Origin of the sequence: Vibrio sp. 10N.222.48.A3 (genome assembly GCF_041475345.1) — a bacterium.
Classification (GTDB): Bacteria; Pseudomonadota; Gammaproteobacteria; order Enterobacterales; family Vibrionaceae; genus Vibrio; species Vibrio tasmaniensis_A.
Genome location: NZ_JBFRVX010000072.1, coordinates 1 through 13,929, shown reverse-complemented (window position 1 = coordinate 13,929; position 13,929 = coordinate 1). Strand labels below are relative to the sequence as shown.

General features: G+C 45.5%; 12 protein-coding genes and 1 pseudogene. 11 read left to right on the top strand and 2 right to left on the bottom strand.

The features are described from left to right. From prpB to AB4653_RS02645, 9 genes and pseudogenes are all read left to right on the top strand, one after another. A pseudogene (prpB, locus tag AB4653_RS02685) lies at positions 1-294 on the top strand (methylisocitrate lyase); the annotation flags it as partial. A 147-nt stretch (positions 295-441) separates the two neighbouring features. Continuing rightward, a complete protein-coding gene (gene prpC / locus AB4653_RS02680) occupies positions 442-1,644 on the top strand; it encodes a 2-methylcitrate synthase (protein WP_009846617.1) in 1,203 nt (400 codons plus the stop codon). Between the two features lie 100 nt (positions 1,645-1,744). After that, a complete protein-coding gene (gene acnD / locus AB4653_RS02675; RefSeq protein WP_009846618.1) occupies positions 1,745-4,381 on the top strand; it encodes a Fe/S-dependent 2-methylisocitrate dehydratase AcnD in 2,637 nt (878 codons plus the stop codon). A 9-nt stretch (positions 4,382-4,390) separates the two neighbouring features. Next, on the top strand, positions 4,391-5,563 hold the full coding sequence (prpF, locus tag AB4653_RS02670) for a 2-methylaconitate cis-trans isomerase PrpF (RefSeq protein ID WP_009846619.1): 1,173 nt from the start codon (positions 4,391-4,393) through the stop codon (positions 5,561-5,563). A 118-nt stretch (positions 5,564-5,681) separates the two neighbouring features. After that, positions 5,682-7,586: a propionyl-CoA synthetase gene (locus AB4653_RS02665; protein WP_102257282.1), complete on the top strand. Its 1,905-nt coding sequence runs from the start codon at positions 5,682-5,684 to the stop codon at positions 7,584-7,586. Between the two features lie 146 nt (positions 7,587-7,732). After that, positions 7,733-8,179, top strand: a complete 447-nt coding sequence (locus AB4653_RS02660; protein ID WP_102257281.1) for a hypothetical protein — start codon at positions 7,733-7,735, stop codon at positions 8,177-8,179. A gap of 238 nt (positions 8,180-8,417) precedes the next feature. Then, positions 8,418-8,819 carry a glycine zipper domain-containing protein gene (locus AB4653_RS02655; protein WP_102257280.1) on the top strand — a complete coding sequence of 134 codons (402 nt, stop codon included), beginning with the start codon at positions 8,418-8,420 and terminating at the stop codon, positions 8,817-8,819. 203 nt (positions 8,820-9,022) lie between these two features. Then, positions 9,023-9,502 (top strand): GNAT family N-acetyltransferase, encoded by a 480-nt coding sequence (locus AB4653_RS02650; RefSeq protein ID WP_017100229.1) that lies wholly within the window; start codon positions 9,023-9,025, stop codon positions 9,500-9,502. An 83-nt stretch (positions 9,503-9,585) separates the two neighbouring features. Beyond that, positions 9,586-10,998: an NUDIX domain-containing protein gene (locus AB4653_RS02645; protein WP_102257279.1), complete on the top strand. Its 1,413-nt coding sequence runs from the start codon at positions 9,586-9,588 to the stop codon at positions 10,996-10,998. Positions 10,999-11,098: 100 nt separating this feature from the next. Here AB4653_RS02645 and AB4653_RS02640 read toward each other — a convergent pair whose 3' ends face one another. Further along, positions 11,099-11,908, bottom strand: coding sequence for a Cof-type HAD-IIB family hydrolase (locus AB4653_RS02640; RefSeq protein WP_017093206.1), 810 nt, complete (start codon positions 11,906-11,908; stop codon positions 11,099-11,101). Positions 11,909-12,093: 185 nt separating this feature from the next. Between AB4653_RS02640 and queE the strand changes: the two genes are divergently transcribed. Beyond that, positions 12,094-12,762, top strand: a complete 669-nt coding sequence (gene queE / locus AB4653_RS02635; RefSeq protein WP_017082671.1) for a 7-carboxy-7-deazaguanine synthase QueE — start codon at positions 12,094-12,096, stop codon at positions 12,760-12,762. A gap of 58 nt (positions 12,763-12,820) precedes the next feature. After that, positions 12,821-13,516 (top strand): 7-cyano-7-deazaguanine synthase QueC, encoded by a 696-nt coding sequence (queC, locus tag AB4653_RS02630; protein ID WP_102257278.1) that lies wholly within the window; start codon positions 12,821-12,823, stop codon positions 13,514-13,516. Here the strand turns inward: queC and AB4653_RS02625 are convergent. Beyond that, a partial coding sequence (locus AB4653_RS02625; protein ID WP_372103265.1) for a GGDEF domain-containing protein occupies positions 13,476-13,929 on the bottom strand: 454 nt, incomplete at its 5' end. The genes queC and AB4653_RS02625 overlap by 41 nt on opposite strands.

Genomic DNA, 13,929 nt, shown 5'->3' with positions numbered 1-13,929 from the left:
AAATCGGCAACGGGTAAGCACGTGCCTATTCTTGCGAACATCACTGAGTTTGGCCAAACGCCACTCTACAACTGTAATGAGTTGGCCCAATCAAGTGTCGATATGGTGCTTTACCCATTGAGTGCGTTCCGTGCGATGAACAAAGCGGCGGAGAATGTTTACAAGCATTTGTTAGTTGAAGGCAATCAAGAAGCCCTGTTGGATTCAATGCAAACCCGTAAAGAGCTGTACGAGCACCTTAATTACCACGACTACGAGAACAAGCTTGACCAGTTGTTTTCAAGCGAAGGGTAAAACCAGTTTCAAATAATCAAAAATCAACTTAATCCAATAACGTGAAATGGTTAGTCGCCATATCCAGTACCGATGATAAAGATCATCGGACATATAAACAGGCAGCACCAAAGAGTGCAGGCGGCTAACACAGAAAAGGAGTTCACCATGTCTGTATCTTTGAGTGATAAAGCAGCTGTCGACAATGCTTCAAAAGTAGACAAAAAACAAAGTGACAAAACAGCCAGCGCACCGGCAATCGGTGGTGCTGGTCTACGTGGCCAGAGTGCAGGAACCACCGCGCTATGTACGGTAGGAAAATCAGGAACTGGCTTAACCTACCGTGGTTATGATATTACTGACCTTGCTAATCATGCTCAGTTCGAAGAAGTAGCGCATCTGCTACTAAGAGGTCATTTACCCACTGAAAAAGAGCTTGATGATTACAAAACATTGTTGGTTGGCCTACGCGGCTTACCTCAACCTTTGAAAGCAGCACTAGAGCTTATCCCTGCAGACGCTCATCCAATGGATGTGATGAGAACAGGTTGTTCAATGCTGGGTAATCTAGAGCAAGAGACTGATTTTTCTGAGCAACTGCCCGCGACTGAACGAATGCTTGCGCTTTTCCCTGCGATTATTTGTTATTGGTACCGCTTTAGCCACGATGGCGTCCGCATTGATACTGAAGATCAAAGTGAAGCATGTCTGGGTGGCTACTTTTTGAAAATGCAAACGGATAAAGCGCCTAGTGAACTTCACAAGAAGGTGATGCACTGCTCGCTAACGCTTTACGCGGAACATGAGTTTAATGCTTCAACCTTTGCGGCTCGTGTGTGTGCATCAACGTTGTCGGATATTCACTCGTGTGTCACAGCAGCGATTGGTACGTTGCGAGGCCCTTTACATGGCGGTGCAAACGAAGCTGCGATGGAAATGATCCAAGATTGGCAAACCGCCGATGAAGCGGAAGCGAACATCATGCAGATGCTTGCTAACAAAGACAAAATCATGGGTTTCGGTCATGCCATTTATCGTGAGAGCGATCCACGAAACGCTCTAATCAAACGCTGGTCAAAAGAGCTTGCACAAGAGGTGGGTGATGAACAGCTTTATGCCGTGTCTGAGCGCGTTGAAGCCGTTATGAAGCGAGAGAAAGGCTTGTTCTGTAATGCTGACTTCTTCCATGCGTCGGCTTATCACTTCATGGACATCCCAACCAAACTGTTTACTCCTATCTTCGTGATGAGCCGCCTCACAGGTTGGACGGCACACGTATTCGAGCAAAGAGAAAACAATCGAATTATTCGTCCAAGTGCAGACTACACCGGGCCAGAGCATCAAGACTGGCTACCAATCCATTTACGTTAGTCCTCTATATCGAGCCGACTTATATCTCGAGGTGACTTTCTCTTCATGTGATAAGGCCTCGAGAACCAACGAATAGAATTTAACAGATAATGGTGGATGTATGTCTGATGTAAAACTTGAAAGAAACCAAGAGCTTGATGAAAACAAGTATCGAAAGGTTCTACCGGGAACGGGCTTAGAATATTTCGACGCTTGCGAAGCGGTAGAAGCAATATCCCCAGGTGCTTACAAAACCTTGCCTTATACGTCGAGAGTATTAGCAGAGCAATTAGTAAGACGCTGTGATCCTGAAACCCTTGAAGACAGCTTAAAACAGATCATTGAACGCAAGAGCGACTTAGATTTTCCTTGGTATCCTGCGCGCGTGGTGTGTCATGACATTCTAGGTCAAACAGCTTTGGTTGATTTGGCTGGATTAAGAGACGCGATTGCCGACCAAGGCGGAGACCCTGCCAAGGTGAATCCCGTTGTCGAAACTCAATTGATTGTTGACCATTCGCTGGCAGTGGAACACGCGGGTTTTGATAGCGAAGCGTTTGATAAAAACCGAGCGATTGAAGATCGCAGAAACGAAGACCGTTTTCACTTTATAGAATGGTGTAAAACCGCGTTTAAGAACGTGAGTGTGATTCCTGCGGGGAACGGGATCATGCACCAGATTAACTTGGAGAAAATGTCTCCGGTTATTCAATCCAAAGAAGGTATCGCTTTCCCTGATACTTGTGTCGGCACCGACAGTCATACTCCTCATGTTGATGCTCTGGGTGTTATTGCAATAGGTGTAGGTGGTTTGGAAGCTGAGACTGTGATGCTCGGTCGTCCGTCTATGATGCGTTTGCCAGACATCGTGGGCGTTAAACTGACGGGTCAACGACAAGAAGGGATAACCGCAACGGATATTGTGCTTGCGATTACTGAGTTCCTTCGAAATGAAAAAGTGGTTTCTAGTTACTTAGAGTTCTTTGGTGAAGGTGCTCGTGCACTGACTATTGGCGACCGCGCCACTATATCGAATATGACACCAGAATACGGCGCGACAGCAGGTATGTTCTATATCGATGAACAGACCATACAATACCTAAAGCTGACAGGACGCGAGCCTGAACAGGTTGAGTTAGTTGAGCTATACGCTAAGCAAACTGGCTTATGGGCCGATGATTTAGATTCCGCTCAGTACGAACGTGTGCTTGAGTTTGATTTGTCTAAAGTTGAGCGCAACCTTGCGGGGCCTTCGAACCCTCATCGTCGTTTGCCAACCAGAGAGCTGGCTGAACAAGGCATCAGTCAAACATCTTGGAAAGAGCAGCATGCTAAGCAGTACAGCGACGAGCAAATGCCCGATGGTGCCGTAATCATCGCAGCAATTACTTCTTGTACCAACACCAGCAATCCAAGAAACGTAGTCGCCGCAGCATTGGTGGCTAAGAAAGCCAATCAGCTTGGATTAGTTCGTAAGCCGTGGGTGAAAACGTCATTTGCGCCGGGTTCTAAAGTTGCCAAGCTCTATCTTGAGTCGGCAGGTTTGCTTCCTGAACTTGAACAATTAGGCTTTGGTATCGTCGGCTATGCGTGTACGACATGTAACGGAATGAGTGGGGCGTTGGATCCTAAAATCCAACAAGAGGTCATCGACCGCGACCTGTATTCAACCGCGGTGTTATCAGGGAATCGAAACTTCGATGGTCGAATCCATCCATACGCAAAACAAGCGTTTTTAGCCTCACCGCCATTGGTGGTTGCTTACGCGTTGGCTGGCACGATTCGCTTTGATATCGAGAAAGACAGCTTAGGCACTGACAACAATGGCAAGCCAATCTACTTAAGTGATTTATGGCCGAGTGATGCCGAGATCGATGCTGTTGTCGGTGAGCATGTTAAGCCTCAGCAATTCCAACAAATCTACGTGAAAATGTTCCAGCCAGACGAGGAACAGGCGACGACTGAACCGCTTTATGACTGGCGGCCTCAAAGTACCTATATCCGAAGACCACCTTATTGGGAAGGGGCTCTTGCGGGAGAACGAAGCCTATCTGGTATGAGACCTTTAGCGATTCTGGGTGACAACATCACCACAGATCACTTATCCCCTTCAAATGCGATTCTCGCTTTGAGCGCTGCGGGGGAATACCTCACCAAAATGGAAGTGCCGGAAGAGGATTTTAACTCTTACGCGACCCATCGAGGTGATCACTTAACCGCGCAACGAGCAACATTCGCCAACCCTAAGCTTTTTAACGAAATGGTGAAGGACGCTGGAGAAGTCGTGCAAGGTTCATTAGCAAGAGTTGAACCTGAGGGGCAGGTTACTCGCATGTGGGAAGCGATAGAAACCTACATGAACCGTAAACAGCCTTTGATTGTCGTGGCGGGTGCGGATTATGGACAAGGTTCATCACGTGACTGGGCTGCCAAAGGTGTGCGTTTAGCGGGTGTTGAAGTGATTGTGGCTGAAGGATTTGAAAGAATTCACAGAACCAACTTGGTTGGCATGGGTGTATTGCCTCTGCAGTTCAAAGTAGGAACGAATCGCAATACCTTAGAACTGGACGGCACCGAGCTTTACGACGTGTACGGCGACATTGAAGCAGGTTCTGATTTGGCTCTAGTCATCACTCGTAAAAACGGTGAAAAGCTTGATGTTCCTGTGACCTGCCGACTAGACACCGCAGACGAAGTGAATGTTTATAGCGCTGGTGGCGTATTGCAACGTTTCGCCAAAGACTTTCTTGCAAATTAGGAGCTAGTTATGAACATCAAACAGATAAAAGTACCTGCTACCTATATGCGGGGTGGAACAAGCAAAGGTGTCTTTTTCAATTTAAGTGACTTACCTGAAGCTGCGCAAGTTGCCGGAGAAGCTCGAGACGCATTACTTCTGCGCGTGATTGGTAGTCCAGATCCTTATGGCAAACAAACCGACGGCATGGGTGGCGCAACATCCAGCACCAGCAAAACCGTTATTGTTTCGAAAAGCAGTAAAGCCTATCACGATGTTGATTACCTATTCGGCCAAGTAGCAATAGACAAGCCGTTCGTTGATTGGAGCGGTAACTGCGGCAATCTGTCTGCTGCCGTAGGCCCATTTGCAATTCATAATGGACTGGTCGATTCGAATCGTATTCCAGAAAACGGTGTGGTCGAGGTGCGAGTATGGCAAGTGAACATAGAGAAAACCATTATTGTTCATGTACCTATCGCTGATGGGGAAGTCCAAGAGTTAGGTGACTTTGAGCTCGATGGTGTCACTTTCCCCGCTGCTGAGATCCAAGTCGATTTTCTAGACCCCGCCGACGCGAGTGGCTCTATGTTCCCAACAGGGAATGTTGTCGATTTTTTAGATGTTCCAGATCTGGGGTGCATTAAAGCGACATACATCAATGCCGGAATACCCACCATTTTTGTTGATGCTGAATCGGTTGGTTACCAAGGCACTGAACTTCAATCAGATATCAATAGTGATACCAAAGCCTTGGCTCTGTTTGAATCCATCCGAGCACATGGTGCAGTAGCGATGGGTCTTATCGATTCCCTAGAGCAAGCTGAATCACGCCAGCACACTCCTAAAGTCGCGTTTGTTACTAAGCCTCAAGCGTACCAAGCTTCCAGTGGTAAATCGGTTGCTGCCGAAGATACTGATCTTCTGGTGCGAGCTTTGTCTATGGGGCAATTGCACCACGCCATGATGGGTACGGCTGCGGTCGCCATTGCTTCAGCGGCAAGCGTCCCGGGGACGTTAGTTAACTTGGCAGTCGGTGAGGGTTCCCGAGATTTTGTGACCTTTGGTCATCCATCAGGAACCTTAAAAGTGGGTGCTAAAGCGATACAAGGCGAAAGTGGGTGGAAAATTGAAAGGGCGATTATGAGTCGTAGTGCCCGAGTGATCATGGAAGGTGCCATTCGTGTGCCTTTTCCCAAGTAAAGCGACTGTCGTGAACGGTTAAATGTTCACGAACACAACGCTGAGAAAAGAGTGCAATCAAGTGCTACTGCCAAAAGCTAGGCGCTTGGAATAATGGATAAATCATGGAGGAGGCACTATGTCTGCTACGAATCGAATGAACAGAAAAACAGATTACATCACCGAGTATCAATGGGCTAGGGAAGACCCCAATTCGTTCTGGGAAACGCAAGCACAAGCGATAGATTGGTTTGAACCACCAAAAACGATATTACAAACTGACGATAACGGTATTGAACGTTGGTTTCCTGATGGGGTGATGAACACCTGCTGGCTCGCGCTTGATTACCATTGTGAAAATGGACGAGGTGACAATACCGCGCTGATTTACGATTCTCCAGTTACAGGAAATCAATCCTCATACACTTACAATCAATTGCGTGACCAAGTGGCTAAAGTTGCAGGTATGTTAGCGACGCAAGGCGTTACCAAAGGTGATCGTGTGGTGATCTACATGCCAATGATTCCTGAAGCGGCAATGGCAATGCTGGCTTGTGCTCGACTAGGCGCGGTGCATTCGGTGGTGTTTGGTGGGTTTGCTCCTCATGAGCTTGCCGTTCGTATCGAAGATGCTGAACCGAAGGTGTTGATTACTGCCTCCTGCGGTGTCGAGATAAATAAAGTCCTGCCATATAAGCCGATGGTCGACAGGGCGATCATGGACAGTCGCTGGAAACCTGAGAAAGTGGTGGTATTCCAAAGAGAGCAGTCTCTAGCCGAGTTGAACAATGAACGCGATGTACTTTGGCAACAAGCGGTTAACGATGCCTTGCCTCACGTATGTGTGCCTGTTCTAGCGACTGACCCACTATACATATTGTATACATCAGGGACGACGGGCAAGCCAAAAGGCGTGGTACGTGACAATGGTGGTCACGCGGTCGCCATGAAATACTCGATGAGCACTATCTACGATATGCCGCAAGATGGCGTGTTTTGGGCGGCTTCTGATGTCGGCTGGGTAGTGGGGCATTCCTACATTGTATATGCGCCATTGATTCATGGCTGCACGACCATTTTGTTTGAAGGCAAGCCAGTCAGAACGCCAGATCCCGGCGCATTCTGGCGTGTGTGTGAAGAATACAACGTCGATGTTTTGTTTTCTGCTCCAACGGCATTTAGAGCCATTAAGAAAGAAGATCCTGAAGGTGAGTTGCTCACCAAGTATGACTTATCATCACTCAAGTCGATTTTCATGGCTGGCGAGCGTTTGGACCCGCCAACATTGGATTGGGTTGAATCTCATACCAATAAACCGGTTATCGACCACTGGTGGCAAACGGAGACTGGTTGGGCTATTTCTGCTAATCCAACAGGGCTAGAGTCTTTGCCAGTGAAAGCAGGTTCTTCAACGAAACCTGTACCGGGTTATCAAGTGGAGATCCTCAATGAACTAGGTGAGGTCGCCCAGCCTAATCAACAAGGATTTGTGGCTCTTAAACGCCCATTGCCACCAGGTTGTCTACCGACGGTTTGGCGCAATCATGATCGATTTGAATCTGGCTATCTGAGTCAGTTCCCGGGCTATTATGTTTCTGGTGACGGTGGTTATCTCGATGATGATGGTTACCTATTTATCATGGGGCGTATTGATGATGTGATTAATGTCGCAGGACATCGATTGTCTACTGGTGAAATGGAAGAGATCGTTGGCGGTCACCCAGCCATTGCTGAATGTGCTGTTGTGGGTATTCACGATGATTTGAAGGGGCAATTGCCACTGGGTTTAGTTGTGCTAAAAGATGGCGTGAAAGTAGATAGCATTGAACTGCAAGCTGAGCTAGTGGGTAAGGTTCGTAACGAGATTGGTGCGGTTGCATGTTTTAAGCAAGCCTTGGTGGTTGAGAGGCTGCCTAAGACGCGCTCAGGTAAGATCTTGCGTAGAACTATTCGACAGATAGCCGAAGGTGAGCAATATGTGGTGCCTTCAACTATTGATGATCCAACAAGCTTAACGGAAATTGCAGAAAAGCTCGGTAGATGAACTTTGAAGATTAGTTAATCTCTATTTGGTGCGTTTATAAACGCATAGCCAAACGTGATGGTTTACCTAAACTCTACTTTATTCATCCGCTTACCCATTGCGCTTAATATGACCTCATTATGAATCCCACATATTGAGGTCTTTTTATGCGAGCCTACCTTTTACTCATAACTTTACTTGTTAGTGGTGCTGCTAATGCTGCCATTTCAAAGAATGATATCAGCAGAACGTTGTTAGAACCCTTGAGTCATCCTAAGGTATTTAAATGCGTATCTAAGACTGGTGTCGATTTGTATCAAGCGGTTTTTGATATTGGCGTAGGGTACGAAGCTGATCCTATTAACTCGAAGATGATCGTTAATTCAAGGAAAGGTCGCTACGAATATCAAATCTTAGGCGCGGTAAGGTCTGAAAGAGCCGGTGAAATTGTCGTGTTGACTCGTCATGTGGGAGACGGTGTTAAAGTTGCCGCTATGATTAATGACGAAAATGGCAAGATACTGGGGATCGGCGATAAAAATCATTATCGAGATTGCGGTGTTAGGCCACCACCTAGTGCAGATAATATGCAAAACTTTTGGTCCAAAGGCTAAGAGCGACATCTGAAAGAGAATAATTATAGAGAAAGAGCGATTGAGGCGACCTAATTGGTCGCCTTTTTTGTTTGTCAGGCTAAGGCGAGCTCAAAGATATATATCAACAAGCACTTATGCGATGGTTGAATGATATATAACTGAACATGATGTATCGTCTAAACGTGGCTTTATTTATCTCATTAACGGTTCTGCTTAAGATGGCTCTACTCCAAACGAAGAACTAAGCGAGACTCCTATGAAATTCACTAAACCTTTTCTTTTAGCGACACTGATTGTGACTCTTTCTGGTTGCGCATCACCAGCAATGGATAACGAAAATGAGAATGCTGCACGTAATCGTGGTGCTGTGGGTGGTGCTTTATTAGGAGCGACAGCAGGCACTCTAACTGGAGATGCGAGTTTAGCCGTAAAGGGCGCTGCATTAGGTGGCGTGACCGGTGGCGTTGCGGGTTCAATGAAAGATACGGACGATGCAAGAAACGCACAACGAACCCAAGTTACTGCTGACGGTCTAGCGCAAGACAATCGCACCGATGCAGAAAAACGAGTTGCTGAAGTTGAGGCTGAAATTAAGCTTATTGAATTGGAACAACAACTTGCTGATCTCAAAGAAGAGAAAGAAGATAACGGTGCATAAATCTGAAGCTACAGCAAAAGCCATAGCTTCTATATTCGTTTAATTCAAAATCATTCAAACAGAATGGCCACGTAATGTGGCCGTTTTTGTATCTAAAATACACACTTCAAACAATGAATTAATTCAATAACTTGTATAGATACTCACGCCAAGTAAACTAGACTCAGTTTAGATATTAATTTGGTTTGAGAAGCGCAATAGTCATGAATGTCACCTTAAGGGCTGCAAAGCACACGGATTTGGAACAACTTAACGAGTTAATGTTCGATCTCCACCATCACCACCACCTTGCAAGCCCAGAGCATTTTAAAACGGCCGAAGAGATTGAGCAGGAAAAAAGCATTGCACGTTACCTAGATGATCCTGAATGCTTAGTCTACGTGGCATTAAAAGGTGAACTCATTGTTGGCTTTATCTCCGGACATTTTTGTGAGCTTATCTCAACGGTGAGTAAACCAGTGCCGATGGGGAGTGTCGATGAACTGTTTGTCTTGCCTGATTATCGAAAAGAATCGATTGCTGAAAAGTTGTTTAGCAAAGTTGAAGCGACTTTTGATGATTATGGGGTTGAACAAGTCTTTGTAGAGGTTTGGGACTTTAATTCGCCTGCCAAGGACTTCTATCAAAAAATGGGGTTCACACCTCACATTCAATGGATGAGGAAGGCTTTGCACAAAACGTAGACAGCGATTTTGTGTGGCTTTGATTACAATAGACTCGTGTATTAGCAGTCTTAAATTTCTTCTCTTATTTTTAGGTAAACTCGTTGGTTATTAGATATTTTTTCGTTTTCATACTGTCTCTTTTGAGTACTACTTCCGCTTGGGCTAACAACACTTTGCCCGATCATATCGCGGGCGCTTTGTGTGTAGTACGTGCTGATAACCAAATCGTGTTGGTTGATGAATTGATCACGGGGCAATTGTCTCTACCGGGAGGCACTGTGGTTTCTGGTGAGCCGCCTGCCATCGCAGCGCAACGAGAAACTTGGGAAGAGGCGGGCTTGTCCGTGACGGTCGGTGATGTGTTGGGATATACCGACAGTGCCGTTGTGTATGATTGTGTCTCTGACTCTGAAGTGATCAGTTTTCAAACTCGAAATGAGCTAGGTGGTTTTGAACTACCTATCTGGTTTGCTCCTCATTATGGCGTGGAAGTTAGTAGAGCGATGTTACTTCCTCCCACTGAGTTGGAAGCAAAGCAATATCGTTACCCAGAGCAGTGGTCAGAGATTAATGAGTTGTTTTTATCTGCGACAGATCAACCTGTGACGTATGTGACTGAGCTGGTGGGCGCGGCACCCCAAGTCCATCAAGTTGAACTAAATTGGATTGTGTCGCTTCAAAACGTGTTCGATAAGATGCCAAGCTTGTTTGCGAATACTGTACTTTTAACTGACTCGTTAGCGAAGCCTTGGGTTTTCATCGTGATATTGCCGCTAATTGCTTGGCATTTTGGCCGTAACTTCGCGTTGAAGTTTGGCTTCACTTTGATCTCGGTGACATTGCTCACTCTAATCGCCCACCAAGGGTTTGGTTTTCCACGTCCGCATGCTTACTTGCCAACGTTGAAGCTAGTGATGAGCAGTGGGTATAGCTTTCCAAGTTTATTGGCTGGCTTGTGGGTGAGTTTAACCTTGTTAGTCTTTTGGAAACTAAAGCGCCTCTTGGAGCAAAAATCGATTTTGATAGTGCTCGCGGGCCTACTGTGGATTATGCTATTTACGTCTTATTCAGGCAGTGCGTTCTTTAGTGATGTCTTAATGGGAGGCGTATTGGGCGCGTTAACGACTTGGCACATCGTGAGATTAGATGCGAAACCTGATGTTGATATTAGTGCCTTATTAAGCTCTAAAGGTGTCTGGTGGGCATTGTGCTTACTGTCGATTGTTCTCACGGTGATATGGCCACTGCCAACATTCTCTTTCTGGGTAGCAATTTTGATGACGATTGCATGCTTAGTAACGTTAACGGATGCGAAGCCTTTGGTCGGCCAGTTCTCATTCAAGATTGTATTTGGAGTGATGGCTATGTTGTTAGCGGGGAATCTACTGATTAGCTGGGCTGGAAGTTTCGTCTCATTCAGTGGCATCGCTTCATTTATCGTTGAGACCTTACGTTTCCCAATATTGATTCTGTTTGGTGTGGTGGCATTTCGTCTGCCATGGAAAAGAGAGTAAGCGAGTCGACTAACACAAAATCAAAAAGGCTGTGCAGTGCACAGCCTTTGTCATTTCTGCAACAAGCAAAAAGTAATTCTCATTAGAACCTGTTCAGCGTTTATGAGTTGAAAATAAACTTCTCAATCGCGACCGCTACACCATGGTCGTCGTTGCTCGCTGTGATGTGATCCGCCAGTTTCTTGGTTTCTTCCATTGCGTTTTCCATTGCAATGCCAAGGCCAGCGTATTCAAGCATATGATGATCGTTTTCAGCGTCACCCATGCAGATTACTTCTTCTGCTGTAATACCCAAGTGCTTAGCTATCGCCTCAATACCGACACCCTTGTTTGAATTTGGGTTTAGGAACTCTAAGAAGAATGGTGCACTTTGCACGATAGTAAATTGAGTCTTAAGCTCTTGTGGCAACTTGCCGATGATTTCAGTCAGCTTGCTTGGTTCTGCGACAATCATAGTTTTGATGATTTCGTGGTCATCTTCTAGTTGAGAAAAGTCGAACTCGGTAATCTCTAAGCCATTAATACGCGCTTCAATAGCTGTGTACTCATTGTTTTCAGGCGTGATTAAGCCATGAATCTTGCTGAATGCATGAACATAACCACCAAGCTGTACAGCGAGGGCTGCGATCTCTTTCGCGGCTTTACCATTGCTGATCTCACTATGAATGAGTTCTTTTGTAGAGACGTTTTGAACCATAGAGCCGTTGTAGAAGAGCACAAAGTCATCTTCGCCGTTGATTGAAAGCTCGTCTAACTTACTCTGCATGCCTTCTAAAGGACGACCAGAAGCCAGAACCACTTTCACACCTGCAGCGCGTGCTTTGGCAATCGCGTCTTTGTTCTCTTGAGAAATTACTTTATCACTGTTGAGCAGTGTGCCATCCATATCAAGAGCAATCAGTTTGTACATGTTGTTCCCTACTAAAAAATTAAAAGCTAACGAAATCTAATGGGCGAAAGGATAAGGGAACTTGAAAGTTCAGGCTAGGGCTTTGATCAACTCATTTATCAGTACTCATTTGTTTGACCAAAAGGGGGAAGTGCTTTAAGGTCTGCGGTTGATTAATTTCATCAAATGATTGAGCTGAGGGAAAGTTGTACAAGATTAATGAAATGTTTGAAACCATTCAGGGCGAGGGCGTGTTTACTGGCGTTCCCGCTGTTTTTGTTCGTCTGCAAATTTGCCCAGTGGGCTGTTCTTGGTGTGATACCAAGCAGACCTGGGAAGCGTTGCCAGAAGATGAAACCAGCCTTGGCGATATTATGGTTAAGACAGAAGATTCACCGACTTGGTCAGCAATCGATGCTCAAGGAATCGTGAATGAATATATCAAGCAAGGTTACACTGCTAAGCACATTGTGATTACTGGTGGTGAGCCATGCATTTATGATCTTGTTCCTCTTACTGAAGCATTTGAGCAGCACGGTTGTCGCTGTCAGATTGAGACCAGCGGAACATCAGAAGTAAAAGCCACACCGGACACTTGGGTTACGGTGTCACCAAAAGTCGCAATGAAAGCCAAGTTGGATATTCTTGATAGCGCACTCGTTCGTGCGAATGAAATCAAACATCCTGTTGGTACAGGTAAAGACATCGAGCAACTAGATGCTCTTATTGCTAGAGCCGATGTCCCTGAAAATACAGTTATTGCGCTTCAGCCGATTAGCCAAAAAGAACGCGCAACTCAGCTTTGTATTGATACCTGCATTGAGCGCAATTGGCGCTTATCAATACAAACTCACAAATATTTGAGCATCGCATAGGTTGTATTTTTACTGGACAAGATAAGTCGCTAGTAGAAGGTTCTCGTAAGGATTTAAGATGAAAAAAGCAGTTGTAGTATTCAGTGGTGGTCAAGACTCAACAACGTGTCTTGTTCAAGCATTAAAAGAGTATGATGAAGTTCATGCGATTACGTTTGATTATGGTCAGCGCCATAGACTCGAGATCGAAGTTGCTGAGTCATTGTCGAAAGAACTTGGTGTGAAAGCGCACAAAGTAATGGATGTGACTCTGTTGAATGAACTGGCTATCAGCTCTCTGACTCGTGACGATATTCCTGTGTCTCATGAGTTGCAAGAAAATGGGCTGCCGAACTCATTCGTTCCTGGTCGTAATATTCTGTTCTTAACTTTGGCAGGTATTTACGCGTACCAAATCGGCGCTGAAACTGTGATTACTGGTGTGTGTGAAACAGATTTCTCAGGCTACCCTGATTGTCGTAATGATTTTGTGAAAGCGATGAATTCTGCGCTTGTACAGGGCATGGATAAGCAGCTTGATATTAAAACACCGTTAATGTGGTTAAACAAGGCTGAGACATGGGCGTTAGCAGACCAGTACTCAGCACTTGAGCTTGTTAGAAACAAAACACTGACTTGTTACAACGGCATTGTTGGTGATGGTTGTGGCGATTGCCCTGCATGTGAACTGCGTAAAGTTGGCCTTAACGATTACCTAGGTGATCGCGAGGGTATTATGGCTGATTTGGTTCGTAAACAGGCTGAGAATAAATAACACCAGGTGAGTCTATTGGGTCGTTATAAGCATCGATGATGCAGTTTCGACCATTACTCTTCGCTTGATAAAGTGCTTGGTCAAGAACCGAGTACAAGTCATCAAAGTCACTTAATGCGTTTGAGGTTGCTAGATAAGCAAAACTCGCGGTTACATTAAGTGGCTTTTTGCTTTCTGATAAGAAAACTGCACTCGAAATAGCATAATGTAACTCCTCTACACGCTCTTGTACTTCAGCTGGTTTTGTATCAGTAAGCATAATCAGAAATTCTTCGCCGCCTAAGCGCCCGAACAGCTCACCTTTAATTAAATGTTGTCTTATTTGCTGACTTATATGAACGAGTGCTCTATCACCAGTAGGGTGGCCATATTGGTCATTAATTTTCTTGAATTTATCTAGATCGAGTAAAACG

What these genes read in the sequence shown, in the direction of transcription:
- prpC (WP_009846617.1), top strand. Translation starts at nt 442, where the DNA reads ATGTCTGTATCTTTGAGTGATAAAGCAGCTGTCGACAATGCTTCAAAA.
- acnD (WP_009846618.1), top strand. Translation starts at nt 1,745, where the DNA reads ATGTCTGATGTAAAACTTGAAAGAAACCAAGAGCTTGATGAAAACAAG.
- prpF (WP_009846619.1), top strand. Translation starts at nt 4,391, where the DNA reads ATGAACATCAAACAGATAAAAGTACCTGCTACCTATATGCGGGGTGGA.
- AB4653_RS02665 (WP_102257282.1), top strand. Translation starts at nt 5,682, where the DNA reads ATGTCTGCTACGAATCGAATGAACAGAAAAACAGATTACATCACCGAG.
- AB4653_RS02660 (WP_102257281.1), top strand. Translation starts at nt 7,733, where the DNA reads ATGCGAGCCTACCTTTTACTCATAACTTTACTTGTTAGTGGTGCTGCT.
- AB4653_RS02655 (WP_102257280.1), top strand. Translation starts at nt 8,418, where the DNA reads ATGAAATTCACTAAACCTTTTCTTTTAGCGACACTGATTGTGACTCTT.
- AB4653_RS02650 (WP_017100229.1), top strand. Translation starts at nt 9,023, where the DNA reads ATGAATGTCACCTTAAGGGCTGCAAAGCACACGGATTTGGAACAACTT.
- AB4653_RS02640 (WP_017093206.1), bottom strand. Translation starts at nt 11,908, where the DNA reads ATGTACAAACTGATTGCTCTTGATATGGATGGCACACTGCTCAACAGT.
- queC (WP_102257278.1), top strand. Translation starts at nt 12,821, where the DNA reads ATGAAAAAAGCAGTTGTAGTATTCAGTGGTGGTCAAGACTCAACAACG.